This window comes from Helicobacter sp. 13S00482-2 (genome assembly GCF_002272795.1).
Lineage (GTDB): Bacteria > Campylobacterota > Campylobacteria > Campylobacterales > Helicobacteraceae > Helicobacter_J.
Genome location: NZ_MLAT01000002.1, coordinates 146040 through 164499 on the forward strand (window position 1 = coordinate 146040; position 18460 = coordinate 164499).

14 protein-coding genes, 1 pseudogene and 1 CRISPR repeat array are annotated in these 18460 nt (G+C 32.4%); of the genes and pseudogenes, 4 read left to right on the forward strand and 11 right to left on the reverse strand.

All coding sequences use genetic code 11. The features are described from left to right. Position 1 precedes the first annotated feature (1 nt). Positions 2 to 313: a 30S ribosomal protein S10 gene (gene rpsJ / locus BKH42_RS02095; RefSeq protein ID WP_095294389.1), complete on the reverse strand. Its 312-nt coding sequence runs from the start codon at positions 311 to 313 to the stop codon at positions 2 to 4. Positions 314 to 508: 195 nt separating this feature from the next. Between rpsJ and BKH42_RS02100 the strand changes: the two genes are divergently transcribed. Continuing rightward, the gene (locus tag BKH42_RS02100; protein ID WP_095294390.1) at positions 509 to 1549 is read left to right on the forward strand and encodes an ATP-binding protein; all 1041 of its coding nucleotides are present in this window, start codon (positions 509 to 511) and stop codon (positions 1547 to 1549) included. A 5-nt stretch (positions 1550 to 1554) separates the two neighbouring features. On the opposite strand, the gene BKH42_RS02105 is transcribed toward BKH42_RS02100, so the two are convergent. Together BKH42_RS02105 and fumC are read right to left on the reverse strand one after the other, a co-directional pair. After that, on the reverse strand, positions 1555 to 2151 hold the full coding sequence (locus tag BKH42_RS02105; RefSeq protein ID WP_095294392.1) for a ribonuclease HII: 597 nt from the start codon (positions 2149 to 2151) through the stop codon (positions 1555 to 1557). 12 nt (positions 2152 to 2163) lie between these two features. After that, positions 2164 to 3555, reverse strand: coding sequence for a class II fumarate hydratase (gene fumC / locus BKH42_RS02110; protein WP_095294393.1), 1392 nt, complete (start codon positions 3553 to 3555; stop codon positions 2164 to 2166). Positions 3556 to 3738: 183 nt separating this feature from the next. Between fumC and BKH42_RS02115 the strand changes: the two genes are divergently transcribed. Further along, positions 3739 to 7248 (forward strand): acyl-[ACP]--phospholipid O-acyltransferase, encoded by a 3510-nt coding sequence (locus BKH42_RS02115; RefSeq protein WP_095294394.1) that lies wholly within the window; start codon positions 3739 to 3741, stop codon positions 7246 to 7248. Positions 7249 to 7250: 2 nt separating this feature from the next. On the opposite strand, the gene BKH42_RS02120 is transcribed toward BKH42_RS02115, so the two are convergent. The 4 genes from BKH42_RS02120 to BKH42_RS02135 all read right to left on the reverse strand — a co-directional run bounded on the left by BKH42_RS02120 (position 7251) and on the right by BKH42_RS02135 (position 13409). Next, positions 7251 to 8189: an arginase family protein gene (locus BKH42_RS02120; RefSeq protein WP_095294395.1), complete on the reverse strand. Its 939-nt coding sequence runs from the start codon at positions 8187 to 8189 to the stop codon at positions 7251 to 7253. A 22-nt stretch (positions 8190 to 8211) separates the two neighbouring features. Beyond that, positions 8212 to 9561 (reverse strand): amino acid permease, encoded by a 1350-nt coding sequence (locus BKH42_RS02125; RefSeq protein ID WP_095294417.1) that lies wholly within the window; start codon positions 9559 to 9561, stop codon positions 8212 to 8214. 251 nt (positions 9562 to 9812) lie between these two features. Next, positions 9813 to 12614: an autotransporter outer membrane beta-barrel domain-containing protein gene (locus BKH42_RS02130; RefSeq protein WP_095294396.1), complete on the reverse strand. Its 2802-nt coding sequence runs from the start codon at positions 12612 to 12614 to the stop codon at positions 9813 to 9815. Between the two features lie 396 nt (positions 12615 to 13010). Beyond that, entirely contained in the window at positions 13011 to 13409 is a 399-nt protein-coding gene (locus BKH42_RS02135) for a DUF805 domain-containing protein (protein ID WP_095294397.1), read from the reverse strand. A 383-nt stretch (positions 13410 to 13792) separates the two neighbouring features. Between BKH42_RS02135 and BKH42_RS02140 the strand changes: the two genes are divergently transcribed. Both BKH42_RS02140 and BKH42_RS02145 read left to right on the forward strand, forming a co-directional pair. Continuing rightward, positions 13793 to 14293 carry a restriction endonuclease subunit S gene (locus tag BKH42_RS02140; RefSeq protein ID WP_095294398.1) on the forward strand — a complete coding sequence of 167 codons (501 nt, stop codon included), beginning with the start codon at positions 13793 to 13795 and terminating at the stop codon, positions 14291 to 14293. Positions 14294 to 14305: 12 nt separating this feature from the next. Then, a CRISPR array of direct repeats spans positions 14306 to 14474; the repeat unit is 36 nt; unit sequence GTTTTAGGCAGTTCTTAAATCTTCTTATGCTAAAAT. 199 nt (positions 14475 to 14673) lie between these two features. Continuing rightward, positions 14674 to 15618: a hypothetical protein gene (locus BKH42_RS02145; RefSeq protein ID WP_095294399.1), complete on the forward strand. Its 945-nt coding sequence runs from the start codon at positions 14674 to 14676 to the stop codon at positions 15616 to 15618. On the opposite strand, the gene BKH42_RS09295 is transcribed toward BKH42_RS02145, so the two are convergent. The 4 genes and pseudogenes from BKH42_RS09295 to BKH42_RS02160 all read right to left on the reverse strand — a co-directional run bounded on the left by BKH42_RS09295 (position 15499) and on the right by BKH42_RS02160 (position 18297). Continuing rightward, entirely contained in the window at positions 15499 to 15972 is a 474-nt protein-coding gene (locus tag BKH42_RS09295; RefSeq protein ID WP_219349823.1) for a hypothetical protein, read from the reverse strand. The two genes, BKH42_RS02145 and BKH42_RS09295, sit on opposite strands and share 120 nt — an antisense overlap. Before the next feature lie 274 nt (positions 15973 to 16246). After that, positions 16247 to 16588, reverse strand: a pseudogene (locus BKH42_RS02150) (DUF805 domain-containing protein); the annotation flags it as partial. 17 nt (positions 16589 to 16605) lie between these two features. Then, complete coding sequence (locus tag BKH42_RS02155) at positions 16606 to 17436, reverse strand: hypothetical protein (protein ID WP_095294401.1); 831 nt, start codon at positions 17434 to 17436, stop codon at positions 16606 to 16608. Between the two features lie 525 nt (positions 17437 to 17961). Beyond that, the gene (locus tag BKH42_RS02160; protein WP_095294402.1) at positions 17962 to 18297 is read right to left on the reverse strand and encodes a DNA cytosine methyltransferase; all 336 of its coding nucleotides are present in this window, start codon (positions 18295 to 18297) and stop codon (positions 17962 to 17964) included. Positions 18298 to 18460 lie beyond the last annotated feature (163 nt).

Consider the following 18460-nt stretch of genomic DNA (forward strand, 5'->3'; position numbering starts at 1 on the left):
ATTATTTTTCCATTGAAGTGACTTCAACATCCACCTCAGGTGCCAAATCAAGCTTCATTAGGCTATCAACGGTCTCAGGAGTAGCAGACATTATGTCTATAATCCTACTATGAACTCTAATTTCAAACTGCTCCCTAGAATCCTTATTGATATGAGGGGAACGTAGAACCGTATATCGTCTATTCCTAGTAGGAAGTGGAATTGGACCTTTAATGTCTGAACCTGTTCTTTTTACTGCTTCTACAATGGAAGCCACAGATCTATCCAAAACTCTATGATCGTATGCCTTAAGCTTAAGTCTAATTTTTTCCATAAATTCATTTCCTTTGCAAAGAACTCATCGCTTTGAAGATGTAATTACCAAAATATTGGAAGTGCGATTATAAGAAAAAATAACTCAATAGTCAAGAAAATAGCCTATATTTCGTAATTTTGTTATAAAAGAGTTTCCTTTTAAAAAGGAAATTACTGTGCTATGATGTCAATCTATGAAATAAGGAGCATGATCTTGGAAGAATATTTTTTAGAAAAAATACAAAATTTTATTATTTTGCCTCGTAGATTTGGTCTTAAAAATGGCAAAACCCACCTCTTTGGATGCTTAAAATGCGGTAAAACATCTATTGCTCTGGACTTTGCAAAAAAATTCAAAAATCCTATTTATATTGATTGCAAAGATCCTAGATTGGATATTGATAATGTTAAATCCATGCTGCTCAAGTATTACTTGGAAAAAAAAATCGATATTTTAATCGTAGATAATTTTATTTCAGATTTCGCCCTCCCTAAGCTAGAAAATATTATTTTAATAACCCATTCAAGAGATATTTTCATTCCTGAAGATTTTTTACACAAACAGATTTATCCTTTAACCTTTGAAGAATATGTTAGTTTTGATAAAAAAAATCTATCCATTAACACTTTATTCAATCATTTTCTCAAAGATGGGAATCTCCCAGAAATTCAATATCTAAATGAACACCAAAAAATCTCCAGAAAACAAGAAATCAACTATTTAGCATTTAAGGATAATATTGAACTCTTTAAAAATCTTATCCCTTATCAATCCCGCAAAATCACAACCAATCAACTTTATACGCAAATCAAAAAACAACTTAAAATCTCAAAAGATAAAATCTACCATCTAATAAATGAGTTTCAATCTAGTGGAATGATTTATCTTCTACCGCATATAGAGGATTGTAAAAAACCTAAAAAAATCTATTTTTATGATTTTTCCATTCCTTATGCTTTTTGTAACGATAAATCCTTTCAAGCAATCTTTGATAATATGGTTTTCTTAGAACTTCTATCTAAGCATAAAACAATTCATTACAGTGAAAATTATGATTTTATTACTGAAAAAAATCAGATATTCTTCTGCATTCCTTTTCCAAATGCCAAATTGATCGAAGAAAAAATAATCAAATCAAAAATAAAATATCCAAAAATCAACATTATTACCATTAATTATGATTTTGAGGGTAGAACAAATGGCATAAAATGGGAAGCTATAAGTTTTATGAACTTCGCACTAGGGGGATTTTAATACAACTATAAAATTAGTCTTGAATTAAGAAATTTTTTTATCACAAAGCTTTTTCTATGAAAGGGGGTTTCTCCAAATTTGTCTATGGCCTGCAAGTGCTTCAAGGTACCATAACCAGAATTGCTTTTAAATCCATATTCGGGATATTTTTTATCAAGCTCTATCATTTCAGCATCTTTTGATACCTTTGCCAAAATCGATGCTGCAGATATTTGCAACATCTTATCATCTCCTTTAACAATAGCTTCTAAGGTGTATTTTTGATCTCTAGAAACTCCAAACAAAGTATTTCCATCCATATAAAATCTCTTCGCAAATGGAAGTAGATTTGCAATAATCTCTTGTATTGATTCCTTTAAGCAAAAACTTAAACCTTTGTTATCGATCTCTTGAGCTGTCTTTTTTACAAGATGCCTTTTTATCTCTTTTTTTTCTAAAACCAATCCCGCCAATTCAAATCTCTTTTTTCTAGAAATTTTCTTGCTATCTTTAACCCCAATCACCTTTAACCACTCAGAGGTCATATCATCACATACAACTCCTGCAACAAACATGCTTCCACATAAACACCCCCTACCCGCTTCATCAATACCACAAATCAAATGATTCTCTCACTATTCTTTTGGCTTTATCATATTTTCAGGCACAACAAATTTATCAAAATCTTCGGGACTTAAAAGTTTTAATTCACTGCAAGATTCTTTTAAACTGATGCCTTTTTTATGTGCATTTTTGGCAACCTTTGCAGCATTCTCATATCCAATATGCGGATTTAATGCAGTCACAAGCATCAAAGAATGATGAAGGTTATAATCAATTTTTTCTAAATTTGGAGTAATTCCTTTAGCACAATGAATATCAAAAGAATCCATTACATCAGTTAATAAAGTCACGCTCTGTAAAAAATTATAAATAATCACTGGCTTAAACACGTTTAACTCAAAATTCCCTTGACTTGCTGCTATCCCTATAGTTGCATCATTTCCCATAACCTGTACTGCTACCATTGTCAGGGCTTCAGATTGTGTTGGATTGACTTTACCAGGCATTATGGAACTACCAGGCTCATTTTCAGGAATATTAAGTTCTCCTAGACCGCATCTTGGTCCAGAAGCAAGCCATCTAATATCATTTCCTATTTTCATTAAATTCCCAGCTAAGCCTTTTAGTGCTCCATGTGCAAATACAAGTGCATCATGACTTGTGAGTGCATGAAATTTATTGGGTGAAGAAACAAATTTCAATCCAGTAAAACGAGTTAATTCTTCACTTACCTTTTCGCTCAACTTTGGATGAGCATTGATACCTGTACCAACAGCTGTTCCACCAATTGCTAGCTCTCTAATATGTTCTAATGATTCCTGAATTTGAACTTTTGAATGTTCTAGCATACTCACATATCCACTAAACTCTTGCCCCAAGGTTAAAGGAGTGGCATCTTGAAGATGAGTTCTACCTATCTTAATGATAGATTTAAAATCATCACTCTTTTGCTTTAGGGTTTCATGAAGCCTCTCAAGGGAGGGAAGTAGTCTTTTTGTTATTTCCAAAACAGATACAATATGCATCGCTGTAGGAAAAGTATCATTAGAGCTTTGGGACATATTAACGTGATCGTTTGGATGAACTAACTTTTCTTTCCTGAAATCTCCACCTAAGATCTCCGTAGCACGATTTGCTATCACTTCATTGAGGTTCATATTTGTTTGAGTTCCACTCCCTGTCTGCCAAACAGCAAGAGGAAACATCCCATCAAATTTACCTTCCAAAATCTCATCGCAAGCAGTGATGATTGCCTTATTTTTTTGATCATCAAGCTTACCAAGAGAATGGTTCACTACCGCCAAAGAACGCTTGAGTATTACAAAAGCCTCAATGAGCTGTTTAGGCATTTTTTCAATGCCGATCTTAAAATTCTCAAGACTTCTTTGAGTTTGTGCACCCCAGTATTTTGAATCTTCTACTTTGATATCACCCATTGTGTCGTGTTCAATTCTAAAAGCCATTTTTGATCCTTTTTTATTGAAAATTTTCTTGCATTCTACCACAAAATCAATTTGTTAAAATTCTTTTTCATCACTTTAATTCGTTCTGCACCTGTTTCTTATCTGCTATTCAAGAACGATACGAAAACTATTTGATATAATAGGCTCCAATAAGAAAAAATCCAATGCGAAAGGGAACCTGGAATGCAAAAAATATGGAAAATTTATGGATTCACCCCTTTCATACTTGCAACATTCATAAATGCTTTTTTAGATCTTGGTCATAAAATATTGATGCAAAATACAATTTTAAAAGTCTATAGTGGATCAGAGGAACTTATCTATTCAAGTATTATCAATGCTCTTGTGATTTTACCATTTATTTTAGTTTTCTCACCTTCTGGATTTTTAAGTGATAAATTTCCTAGAGATAAGGTTATGAAAATTGCTACATTAACAAATGTTATTTTAATTTCCCTATTGAGCGTATTTTATTATTTAGGATGGTATTGGGTTGCTTTTTGGACGACTTTTGCTCTAGGAATTCAAGCTGCCTTTTATTCGCCTTCAAAATATGGATACATTAAAGATCTAGTGGGAAATGAATTTTTGGCTTGGGGAAATGGTATTATTCAGGCTTGTGCAATCGTGGCTATTTTGGCTGGAATGGGTACTTTTTCGTTATTTTTTGAATATCTCTATCCAAATGCAACAATAAAAACTCCTGAAGGAATTCTTCAGGCACTCGCTCCACTTTCAATAGTGCTCATTGTTTTGTCTTTACTTGAAGCATTCTTGACTTGGCGTCTCCCATGTCTTAAAAAAACTTTAAATATAAAATTCCCCACTTTAAAATATCTCAAATTTGGCCTACTAAGAGCAAATATAAAAACCATCAAGCAAGATAAAATTATTTTGATGTCTGTTCTTGGAATCACAATGTTTTGGTCTATTTCTCAACTAATGTTAGCGGCATTTCCCGTACATATCAAAAATCTATTAGGGCTTGATAACACCTTTTCTATTCAAGCTTGTATTGCGCTCTCTGGAATAGGTATCATCGTTGGCTCAATCATTGCAGGACGCTATTCAAAAAACTACATTGAAACTGGATTAATACCACTAGGTGCATTATTGTTATCCATTCCGCTGATTTTCACTCCATTCCTATCTTCTTTAATCTCATACGGACTAGCCTTTTTTATTTTTGGATTAGGTGGAGCTCTTTTTATTATTCCACTCAATACACTCATTCAATTCTATTCCAAAAAAGAGGAATTAGGGAGTGTTCTAGCAGGAAATAATTTTATTCAAAATCTCGGGATGTTTACATTTTTGGCTATAGCAACCGTTTTTGGATATTTTAAATTTGATGCGGAATGGTTATTTTTGATTGCAATCATCACAAGTGTTTGTGTGGCAGCGTATATCATCATGCTGATGCCATTTTCTTTAGTGCGCTTACTCGCGAGCATGGCCTTACTCCAAAGATACAAGCTTGATGTTGAAGGTTTTGATAACATTCCTCAAAGTGGCGGTGTATTGCTATTAGGAAATCATATTTCCTTTATTGACTGGGCAATTGTGCAAATGGCTATGCCAAGAAAAATTCACTTCGTGATGGAAAGAAGCGTTTATTCTCGATGGTATATTCGCTTATTTATTGATTTCTTTGGGGTGATACCAGTTTCAAATATTCAAAGCAAAAGTGCTCTTGAAGCCATATCATCGCGTTTAAGATCTGGGGAGGTGGTGTGCTTATTTCCAGAAGGATCTATTTCAAGACATGGACAATTAAACGAATTTAAGCGTGGTTTTGAAATTGCTACCAAACATCTTGATCGTACTCAAGCAGTGATTTTGCCGTTTTACATCTCTGGACTTTGGGGGAGTATTTTTTCTCGCAGCAATGAACAGTTCAGGGAACGCCATCATAGTTTTTCTAGACGGAATATTTCTATTGCATTTGGAAAAAGTCTGGATATTCATACCACTAGAGATGCGTTAAAGAAAAAAATTTTTGAAATGTCATTCAAGGCTTGGGAAAATCAATGCAAAAAGATGGAATGCATCGGAAGAGCTTGGATTAATAGCGCAAAAAAAGGAGGGAGTGATATTGCAATCATAGACACATTAAGCGGAAGTATGAGTTATACCAAAATGCTCGCATTCACATTGATGCTCTCAAAAATAATGGCAAAAAATACTCCTATCACAAACAAACCTTCGCAAGATTTTGCTCCTGAAAATCCCTGCATAGGAATCATGCTTCCAGCTTCAATTGCAAGTTCAATGTGCAATCTAGCATGTATGGTTGCAAACAGAGTGGTTGTGAATTTAAACTTTAGTGCTGGCGAACAAGCTGTCTTAAATGCTATTGAAATGGCAGAAGTCAATCAAATTTACACTTCTAGAAAATTTTTGGAAAAATTAAAAAATAAAAACATTAGCTTTGATTTTAATAACATACAAGTATTTTATATGGAGGATATTTTAGAATATTTCAAGAGTAAAAAACATATTATTATAGGCTATATTTTGATAGCAAAATTCCTGCCATCTTTTGTTTTAAAAGCTCTATTTTGCCCACACAATAACACTGACAATATTGCAGCTATTATATTTAGTAGCGGAAGCGAGAGTAAGCCAAAAGGAGTGATGCTAACTCATATCAATATCAAAAGCAATATCTCTCAAATCACTGATGTTATTCATGCAAAAGATGATGATTGTATTTTATCTTCTTTACCACCATTTCACTCATTTGGACTAACGGTAACAACCTTTATGCCATTATTGGAAAATATGCTCTGTGTGACACATCCAGACCCCACAGATGCACTAGGAATTGCAAAAACCATAGCACAAAATAACATTACCATAATGTGTGCCACATCCACACTGTTTGGGATCTATACACGAAATCCTAAATTGGACAAAATAATGTTTGATAGCCTAAGATTTATTGTTGCAGGTGCAGAAAAACTCAAGCAAGATATTGCCGAATCGTTTTTATTAAAATTCAATAAACCAATCTATGAAGGATATGGAGCTACAGAAACCACTCCTGTAATAAGTGTGAATTTACCTAATGAATTTGATGCTATTAATTGGGAAATTCACAAAGCTTCAGAAGCAGGAAGTGTTGGAATGCCCTTACCTGGAACAGCTATAAGGATTGTTGATCCTGATACGCTAAAAGAACTGCCCACAGGAGAAGATGGACTGATTCTTATTGGTGGACATCAGATAATGAGGGGTTATCTCAAGGATATTGAAAAAACCACTCAAGTGATAGCAGAGCTTGATGGTATAAAATGGTATAAGAGTGGCGATAAAGGACATTTAAATAGTGATGGGTTTTTATTTATTACAGATAGATATTCAAGATTCGCAAAAATTGGTGGGGAGATGATAAGTCTTGGAGCAATTGAACTAGAGATAACAAAAATAATGAAAAATATGGGGATTGAGAATGTTCTTTTTGTTGCAACCTCCTTGGAGGATGAAAAAAAGGGTGAAATCACTGTTTTATTGATCGAAAATGAAAAATCTAACCTAGAAGATTTTATTGATGCTATAAAAGCTTCAAATATCCCTCCTTTGTTTAAACCAAGTAGATTTTTAACTGTGGATAAAATCCCCACACTTGGATCGGGAAAAATAGATCTAAAGGGATCAAAAGATCTTGCAAAAGAATTAATGCAAAGATAATCTTAGGGAAATAGTTTCCTGATACTATCGATTGTATTTGAAATAATTTTTAGCAATACTCTATCATCTTTTTCATCAGAGTCTTGCAGTATAGGATTAAATTCAGTGAATTCAACCGTAATGAGTTTTTTATTCAAGCCCTCTATTATCAGCCTGAGACATTTATCAAGCTCCTCTGGATAAAGACCATTATTCTCTCTCACACCAGTAGAGGTAAAAATTTTCCCATCTAAGACATCTACATCTACACTCAAATATACAGCATCAATATTCTTAAGAGAAGTCACAATAGATGCTATAGCATTATCTGTATCTTTTCTAATTTGTGAAACCTCATATAAGGGAATTTTGAATTTTTTTATAATATCTCTTTCTGATTTTTCCATACTCCTAGTGCCAATATAGGTAATATTCTGTGGTTTTATTGCTTTTTCTCCACCTAATTGACACAATTGTTCCCATTGATTTTGAGTTGCTTTATCAAGATTATTTTCCCCAGATTTTATGACATTCACAACCCCACCTAAAGGCATTCCATGCATATTGCCAGAATAACTATCATAGGGCGTATGAAGATCTGAATGTGCATCTATCCAAATAATTGCCACAGATTTTGAAGGATAAGATTTTTTAAAAGCCTGAATAATACCTAAAGCATTAAAATGATCTCCACTAAAGATCAAAGGCAAACTCTGTGTCTTAAATATATCTATCATTTTGGGAATAAGATCACATTTAAAAAATTCATAAATCTGATGAATATTTTTTGCATGGCTTTGATCACATGGAAGCGAAAAATAATTATTGATAATTTTAATTTCTTTTTGAGTTATATCGCTATAGTTTTCCTTAAGCAATCCTATCAATACATCAACACCTTTTGCAGCACCTTTTTTGGAAGCTCCAATATCAGAATATATTCCCACTACCTGCAAGAACATAGAAATTCACCCTTTATTAAGTTCATTTTGAATGATTAAATTTATCTTTTGTTAAAAAATAAAGCAAATAACATAATATAATATAAATAATACTTGCTAAAATTCCAAGCTGTTGATGCGAATCAAAAAGTGCCCCAATGGCTCCTATGCAACATCCTAAAATGCCAATAATTTGGGTAATGGGGGTAAAAGGCGTTTTATAGGGCAAATCCTTAAGTGAATTTCCCTGTGCAAGATATTTTCTACGAAAAATATACTGTGAAACCGATACGCTCATCCAAACGATAATAAGTGTAAAACTAATAATAGATATCAATGCCTCAATAACCGACTCTGGTGCAAATACACTGGTAAAAAGAGCAACCAAAGAGAAAATCATTGAAAGATAGAGTGCATAAATCGGAGTACCTCTTTTATTAAGTTTTGAAAATACTGGAAAATACATCTTCTTTTCTGCTAATCCATAAATCATTCTAGAGGCTCCATAAAGCCCCGAATTTGCTGTGGATATCAAAGCGGTTATAATGATAAAATTCATTATTGAACTTGCATAAGGAATTCCATTGTGTAAAAATGGAAGTTGGATTCTTTCTAGAACGCTTACAAAGGGGCTTTGAGAGATTGTAGAATCATTCATAGGCAGAAAAACAGAAATCACAAATACCGAACCAAGAAAAAATGTAATAAGCCTCACTAATGTTGCCTTGATAGCTTTAGGCATAACCTCTGCAGGGTTTTTTGTTTCACCTACAGCTACGCCTATGATTTCTGTTCCTGCAAAAGCAAAAATAACCACCAATATGGTGCCAAAAACCGCTCCAATGCCATTTGGAAAAAATCCTCCCTCTTGAAAATAAAAATTCTGAAAAACTGCCATCAATCCATTCAAATAAAAATGATAGCAAATACCCACAAGGCCTATTATTAAAAACATAATAACGGCGATGGTTTTAATCAGACTTAAAATAAACTCTCCCTCTGCAAAAACCTTCACAGAAAAACAATTGAGTAAAAAAACAATTCCAGCACAAACAATAACCCACCAATAAACAGGCACACCAGGAAACCAATACTGCATCAAAAGACCTATAGCAATATATTCTACACCCACACTGATGACCCAACCTATCCAATAAAGCCAAAAGATAGTATAACCAGTCGCAGGTCCAATAAAACGGTAAGCATAATCTCCAAAACTACCCGTATGGGGAAAATAACTTGCAAGTTCGCCTAAAGAAAGCATAATACTATAAATAATAACCCCTCCTATGGCATATGCAATAAGAGTACCAAGGGGGCCAGCCTGATGAATATTGCCACCCGTTCCTACAAAAAGCCCCGTTCCTATAGCACCCCCAAAAGCAATCATCATAAGATGTCTTAATTTAATATCCCTAACAAGGGATTTTTTATCGTTATCCAAAATATATTACCCCCTTTCAATCTTAATATAATTCAAGACTAACCAAAATATATCACTTTTTCAATTTTATAGTCGCATTATAATCAATTTAATCTGATATTTTTTTTATCTGCAACAATCATGTTTTGATTATGAATCCTTTTGGGTAGATTATTTGAACTCAAACTAGAGGATACACTATCTAAAAAATTAATTTCATATTACCAAATATAACTCATTCCAAGATTTCCCATTCCTAAAAAATCACCCGAAGTGCTAACATCTGTGCTTACAGAAATATCCAAATCAAAACTGCGAGGAAGAGAAAATTTTGTGCCATACGAAAGCTTCATCCATATCCTAGATGGATTTAAATCATAATTTATAAATGTCTGTGCTCCTTTAAATGAAACTGACCTACTCTTAGCTATATCTTTGATATGGTATCTGCCTGTAAGCTGAACAATATGCTTCATAAAAGAGTTTTGAAAATGGTATTCTCCTCCAACGCCCAATGCTAAAATTTGATCTTTTTTGCTTTTTAGGAAAAATGTTTTTGAACCAATTGATGGGGTATACAAAAAACTATAATTCGCCAAAGCTAAAGGCTTAATGAAATGTTTATCTGCAAGTGTAAATTTATATTTATAAAACCCCTCTATATTGAAGGCAAAATTATTATCAGTATATTTTTCTTCAGAAATTCCAATTTCTTCATTGTGAATTTTAGCATCCCCTAAAAGCTCTGTACCAGAAACAGTGAGCTGAATCTCATGTTTATTTACAATTGTATTAGAATAAATCCCGAGTGTAAAAATATCAAAATCGCGTCGCTTATTGTTTTGATAGTAAAAACTTTTGCTATAATTAAATAAGCCTCCCAACACAAAATCAACATCTTTACTGATGTCAATAGTGCCATCATAGCCTAAACTTGAATTTACAGAAGTAACAGAAAAGAAATTTGAAGAAGTTGGAGCATTTTGATAATAAGAACCTCCGATATTTACCCAAGCAGAATTTTTAGGACTAAACTTTGGTATATAAATTGCATCATCATTGCTAGCTAAAGCCCATTTACGAATTATTTCTGAAAAGGTCAGAGTCTCAAAGCCTCTATTAAACATGACAGTATTGATTCTATCTGTTACCTTTTGATTAATGTATTGAATGGCTTTTTGAGAGGAGTTACCTACACCAATTGCGTTGTCTTTAAATGTTTCATCAGTTTTTTGTATCAAATCAATAAGCAATTTTGGATTAGAATCAAAATTTTTCAATCCTTCATCAATTGCAACTTCTTGAAATTTGTTTCCATTATTATTGCTTTCGATAATAGAATTCAAAATTTGCGGTGCTTGGTCGGATATGGATCTTAACTTTTCAATGATTTTTTCTTCAGAAGAACTTATACCCAAAGAAGAAACCTTATCTTTAATTGCATTTACTTGTGGTTTAGAAGGTGCAAAAGGATCTGGGCTATTCTCCTTAACAAAAGCAATCATAATTTTGGTTTTATCAATTTTTACATTAGGGATCATAGCTAGACCTAAAAAGTTTATATTTTTCTGGGCTCGATTATCAATAAGCTGTCCCTTTCCTGTTATAGACAGAATATCATAGATCGTATCATAGGATAAATTATTTCCCAATACCCACTCATTGGAGAATTTAACTTCAATTTTTGTATTTGGATTAAGTATTAAATTGCCATTTTTTATCCCAAAATAAGGTAAAACATTACCCGAACTTGGCCTAGTAAGATTAAAAGACAATAAAGAATCTTTGGACGCATCAAATCCAATGTCTCCTTGAATACTTGAAAAGCCATTGACAAATAAATTATTTGTCAATATAGAACCCTCATCTCTATTATCAATTGTATTATTCCCACTCAAATAAATATTTTTAGCATTAATCTTACCGCCATAATTTGCTAAGGAATGATATCCTTTATCCTTACCTAAAATTATGAGTGTTTCAACATCAATCGTTCCTTCATTTAAAATTGCAACACCACTATTTTGGGTTGCCAAAGCAATAACTACGTCTGCTTGTATATCTTTCTTATTATAAAACCCAACAGCATTCACATCTTTTCCTCCAATGGTAGTCAAAAAATTTGTTCGTATTTTTCCTGAATTATAAAGTCCATGTGCGTATGCCTCAGTTCCGCCAATAGCTACAATGCTATTGGCTTTTATGATGGAATAATCAGGACCATTGGAATTACTAAGACCACTTACTCCTAGTTTTCCTCCACCAATAGCAATCAAATTTCCTACATTCAAAATATATTCATTTAAAAAACCATCTGCTCCATTTTGGTTGCCTCCAATTGCAATCAACCTATTTGCATTCACAACTCCTGATGATCTAACTCCTGCTGCATATTCTCCTAGTCCGCCAATAGCGGTAATTGTATCCGCATTAAAAATTTTATATTTAAATATCGGGCGCAAAGCACCATTCAACCCTACAACCTCTGAAACAATCATCAAGCCTACTTCTTCTTGCCCACTTCCTCCGATCCCTATCATATGTTTTTTCTCAATTTTGTCAAAAGGTGATATACACGTAGAATTTTTACATTCCCCGACAACATCTTTAATTATTTCATTGACAACAGGAGTTATTTCAAGATTTCCTAGAAAAAAATACTTATTACGAAGCTTTGCAATATCTTCCAAACTACCATCTTGAAAATAAATTTTAGGAATCATATAATCTGAAAAATTTTGCACAGAATTACTGTCATCATCTAGAAACATTTTTTCACCATCTGAGAATAAAACATTTCCATTGGAATTGATTCCAAATCCATTTTGAAAAGAAAATTCATGAAAATTTGTCTTCTGTGTATCAATTATTTGATACAAAATTTTAGCACCTTGAGAAGTTTCTGTATCTTTGTTCTCAGATCTGCCACTTACATCTTCTGCACCAAACACAAGAGTGGAAAAAATAGCCACATTAACAAATAAAAACCGTAAAAAAACAAAATTCCTACTACAATTGATCATCATAACTCTCTAATATCTAAATTTTGGAGCGAAATTCTATCGTATTCTCAAAAAAATAAGCTTGATGATAAAAACTTAAATAATATTTTTAATTTTATACTTCATGGTCTCTTGAGATCTCGTATGGCGTATCAAGCATAAATGACTAAATAATTAAATAATTTTTAAATATATTAATAAAAAATCCCTGATATAATGACTAAATTTATCTAATAGTATTAAAAATATTAAAAAAATAAATTATATTTTTTTATCAAAGAAGAAAGCCCTATTTTGAGTAGGTATTTAACTAATTCAATAAAAAATGAATCTTATTGATATAAAAAACAGACCTAGTGTTACCAATATAAAAACACCAAGAATAAATTGATCGCTAAAAACAATGTATAACCTTATCTAAAAAGAAGGCTCTCCATATTTATTTTCCCCTTCTGTGCCTTTAATCAAAGTCATTATAAACAGTATCAAACTTCCTATATAAGGAATCAAAAAAAGTAGGCACAACCAGCCTGACAAATTAATATCATGAAGTCTGCGAACAGTAAGTGAAATGTTAGGAATAAAAATTGCGATATCATAAACCAATACCAATGGAATACCAATACCCATCGAAAATGCCATAATTTTATTGAAAGTTATTTCATCACCCTGAAAACCAACCATCATTAATCCTACAAACAAACAAACTAAACAAATAATCACATTACAAAGCACAACCCACCAATATTCTGCTCTACTAGCACGACCTTCAAAATTTACATAATTCCTAAAAAATCTTTTATAAGCCTCTATCATAAAAACTCCTTTTATATTTTTATTTACCACAAATTCTATAAGTGTGTTTTTTATAAATTTTCCTAAAACGCAAAACTTTAACCTAGTATTTGTATCCCATACTGATATAAGCACCTATATTTTAATTTTACAAGGGTTTAATGGTCCGAAAAAAAGCCATTGTTTTTTCTATAAAATACTCAATGATGGATACACTCTAACCTCAAGACGTAGGAAAAGAAATGGCTTGAATGATTTGGACAATTTTTTTAATAATCGCAATGAATTACAAAAGATATCTTATGAAGATATAAAAACAGACCTCAACTATTCTTTGTTATTTTTTTAAGTATGATACTTTTGTCCCTAATAACAGGGAGCTATTATCAAATATCATAAGAGAAGTGAATGTTAAGAATAATGAGGGTGTTTCTACCATCACAATATCAAATAAGGAGTTTTATGGCATTGTTTTAGGGAGTGAGTACTGGGGGGTTAATTTTGATTCTGTCACTTCTGAAAATAATTTTGATTATAAAATCATAAGTAAAAACCAAATCGCTTATAATCCATCTCGAGCCAATGTAGGATCTATTGGGATTAATGTGACTAATAATTCCTACTCTGTTAGTAAAATGTATATCACTTTTGAGATTTACAATCCTGAATATTTACCTGAATACGTATATTTGTTTTTAAAAAGTTCTGAAGGTATTGAAGAAATCAGAACAAGATCTTTTGGGGCTGTTAGGCAAATACTAAGATTTGAAGACTTAACAAAAATAACTATTCCAAAAATTCCTTTAAGTGAGCAAAATAGGATATGCCACAATGCCCGTAATAAATATAAACGATTTATTGATGCAAAAAAAGAGCTCGAGTCTTTTGAAGTTTTTGATTCCTAGAAGCCATTCAGCATGTTTTAGGCAGTTCTTAAATCTTCTTATGCTAAAATTCAATAATGTAATCTTTTTTAGTCAAACGGTTTTAGGCAGTTCTTAAATCTTCTTATGCTAAAATTCACTCAAGATTTTTTTAGCCGCTTCTAATGTTTTAGGCAGTTCTTAAATCTTCTTATGCTAAAATAGACTGTCTAGAATAAACGGTTATTGGGTTCCATGCAGGGTTACAATCCCTTAAAAACCCCAAAATGATTATTTTCCTGTTATACCTCGTTTTTTGATTAGAAAAACCCCATTGTTCTGATTCATTTTTCCTTCGTTCTCGTTGATTTTTCACATCTCTTTTGTTAATATAATCAATAATTTTAATAAAGGAGTAAAAAATGAGATCTGCGTCATCAATATTTGGAAATTTTGCAGAAAAGGATATGTCACGAACTCTTACTCAAGGTTTTGAGCGAAATATGGCTAAAGATATTTTAGAGGCGAACATAAAATATCAATTTGCTTTATGGCATTGGCTTTTTAATTGTAGGAGACAACTTTATAGAGATAGAATCTTTTTTGGTCTTAAAAGAGATGAAAATTTAAACGCCATTAGAGATGAAAAAGGCAATATAGAATTCTTAGAACAACCCAATACCTATCTAACCACAGAAGGCAACAAGCTTTTAGGATTAAGAGATGATCATCTCTATCAAAAACTCCTGCTTGATAGATTGCACCCGATGTATAAAGAATTCATCATCATGCTAGGAAATGGAGATGAAGTTAAAGGGAAAGACGTTTTAAGACAAAAATTCATCAAAGAAGAATATGCCCTCAGCACACAAGCAGTTGAATATGCTAAAGCCAAGATATTTTTTGAACTGAATGCAGATGCAGAGTACCTAAAGCGGATCAATCTTTGTTTTGATGGGACAGAGAAGAATTACACTGAGAAATGTTACACCTTTTCTATTACTGATAGGTATTTTGGACTTAAAATGGAAGATAAGATGGATAAAGACTATGAAGATAAACTTGCAGATGCTAGATTAGGGGGGCAACGTTTTAGCAATTGGAAAAAAGACAAATACGATAGGGATCGAGCTAAAATCCAGATTGATTTTTATGTTAAAGAATGGATCGCTCAAAATGGTGAAGATAGATTTGTACTCTTTGATCATCTGAACGAAGAAATGATTAGGCCAGAAGATTTTAAAAATTTACTGACTCGTTATGCTTCTTTTGTGCCAATTTGCGTAGATATCTACAATAAGTATGAAGTGATGATGTGGGGTGCCCCTGCAGGTAAAAGCAAGGGCACCCCCAGCTTCTCCTCCTGAAGCACTCTCTCCTGAAATGGTACGGTTTTTCATTCCCTTTATCCCCTTATATGTCTTAGCAGCTTTTCCTATGGGTGTAAATTCACTAACCACATCAATTGTATCCATCACACCATTATATACGGTCTTGGTTGTTCCCCAGCCCTTCATTGCACTCTCTTGTCCATCAAGTCCTCCTAGACTTTCTCCAGCTGTGGCTATCATTGCTGTATAGGCTTCACCCATATCAGCAGTATAACCACCTGTGAGTGATGTTCTTGTATTGATAGAGTAATGTTCGCCTTTATGGGTTCCTCCTTCAAATCCTCCTCCAAATGCACTCATTGATTTAGCTGTTCTTCTGCCATTGATCATTGCATTGATACCTACCACGATTTTATAATTAAAATGGTTTCTAGAAAGTAATTAGCGAGTGTGTTATAATTTTATTGAGGTTGCTCCAAGAGGTGGCAACCTACTTGGAGTAATCTACGTCTATAAAAGGAGGTAGATTATGAAAAAGATATTCCGATATATCTTGATTGTAATTATAGCATTAGTTTTACTAATGACTAGGTTAAATTAAGATAAAACCATCTGAGAGGATTGCAAACCCTCTCAGATTAAAGAGTATCTAGCCTCTAGTTTGCTATATTTGATTCTGCATCAAAAGTAGAAGGCTCTCCATATTTTCCCCTTCTGTGCCTTTAATCAAAGTCGTTATAAACAGTATCAAACCTCCTATATGAGGAATCAAAAGAAGTAGGCACAACCAACCTGACAAATTAATATCATGAAGTCTGCGAACAGTAAGTGAAATGTTAGGAATAAAAGTCGCTAAACTATAAAGCCACATCAATGAAGCACCAATACCGATTGAAAAATAATTTTCAGAGGAAAACATCATCGCTCCTACAAACAAACAAACTAAATAAACAATCACATTACAAAGCACAACCCACCAATATTCTGCTCTACTAGCACAACCTTCAAAATTTACATATTATATTAAATTTTATATGTATAGCTCACCGTTAGATACGACCGATTGGTAAGAATTATATTCTTAGCTTCACTATTAATAGCAACTCCGTTTTTTTCTTCACGTATTCCTCCATTAAATATTCCATTAACCTTATACATAAATCGATACATCAATTCAAATTGATGATTTTCATGATAGTAATGTAGCCCTATCACAGGGTATACATTTTCTGTTGAAAAAGAGCTCAAATTTGTTGAAGGATAATCTTTTGGTGATTTGCCATTTAAATACAAACCGATCTCATACCCTACTCCGACATTAAGTCCTAAGGTATGCTTATCTATTTCTAAAAAATCCCATAGATATTTCAAATCAAAACCAATCTTAAAAGCATCATAAGACATAGTTGTTTTATAGCCATCATCACTGGCAAGATTATAGCTGTTTCCAAAACTATAATCGCCATGAACAGACCATTTAAACCCATGTCGTTGTGAAATACCAAAATAATATTGTCCTCCTCCGGCAAAACCTAAGTCAAAAATCGTAGTTGAGCCTTTAAAGGGATATGGATCACCCGTAGAAACTTTAACCTCTGATATCCCTAAAACACCTTCAATACCTCCAAAATATCCATCTTTACTTCTTTTTTCGGTTTCTTTGACTTTTGAAACTAAACCATTATCGTTGTCAAGATTATTTTTATCACTCACCTGAAATTCCTGATTCTTTTTATCGATCTCCAAAATTCTGTTTTCTTTCTCTAATCTTTGAGTACGCTCATTGGCTTCATTTCCTAAGGCTATATTTTCTAACACTCCTAGTGCTATAATAGATACTATTATTTTTTTCATTTCTTCTCCTTGTTTTTTATCGTTTTCTAATCCTTAAATACATTTATCAAACCATCAATTACTGACTATATAAATCATTAAGATACTAGTATAAATTTAAAGATACTCATCTTCCCTCCTTATTTTCTGTTTATTTTTATATAGTTAAAAATAGCTATCAAAATAAACTATTACGGAACCAAAAGTGTGATTATATATTAATGGGGGGGGGGTAGTCAATATTTAAAATGGTATTTTTTATGAAAATAAATTTTTTTTAGATTAAATGGTTGTTTGCTTCCTGTTTAAATCCGAAGAACTGGGATATTCAACGAAGGAATAATGAAGATTTTATTCATATTTTTAAAAAATAAAGTAAGTAGAGAAAAGTAACATTTTTATCTTGTCATAGATAAAGATGGATATTTTGAATATTCAAAATAAAATCATATAACTTAAGAAACTTTAGAGGAATCAGAAATTTAGAAATAATTTAAAGTTTGCTAAAGAGCTATACTCTCTAGCAAAATACGATATAGTTTAATGTCATTTAAGGCTATAAATCAAACCCCATCTTTCATCTCTTTTTTGTTTTAAGGTGTATCTTGAAAAAGGCTGACAAGGAGCACAACCAACTAATATTTTAGTTTTAGCATTGCCAAAAAGATTATTGATTTCTTCTTTTTGAATCAATTCTACATCTTTATTATAAAATGTTGAACCATTGTTTATTTCATAAGCGAATTTACAAGAAGAATCAATATTAAAACCAGCTACCACTTTAAATCCTTCTTGAATCAAACCGTGCGTAAGTCCGCCAATTCCACAAAAAAGATCAATGACTTTGGAGTCTTGAAGTGGATTGTTAAACCTCGTTTTCATCTACTATCCTTGATTTATGTTGCGTGCATTATAATAAAAGCAAAATCATAAATATTTAAAAAACTAAGTATTTTTTTATGTTTTTTAAGATGCGAATTTAAGAGGTCTTTTTTAAAACTTAATAATAACAAAGAACATATCAAAATTCTAATCTATAGGCCTA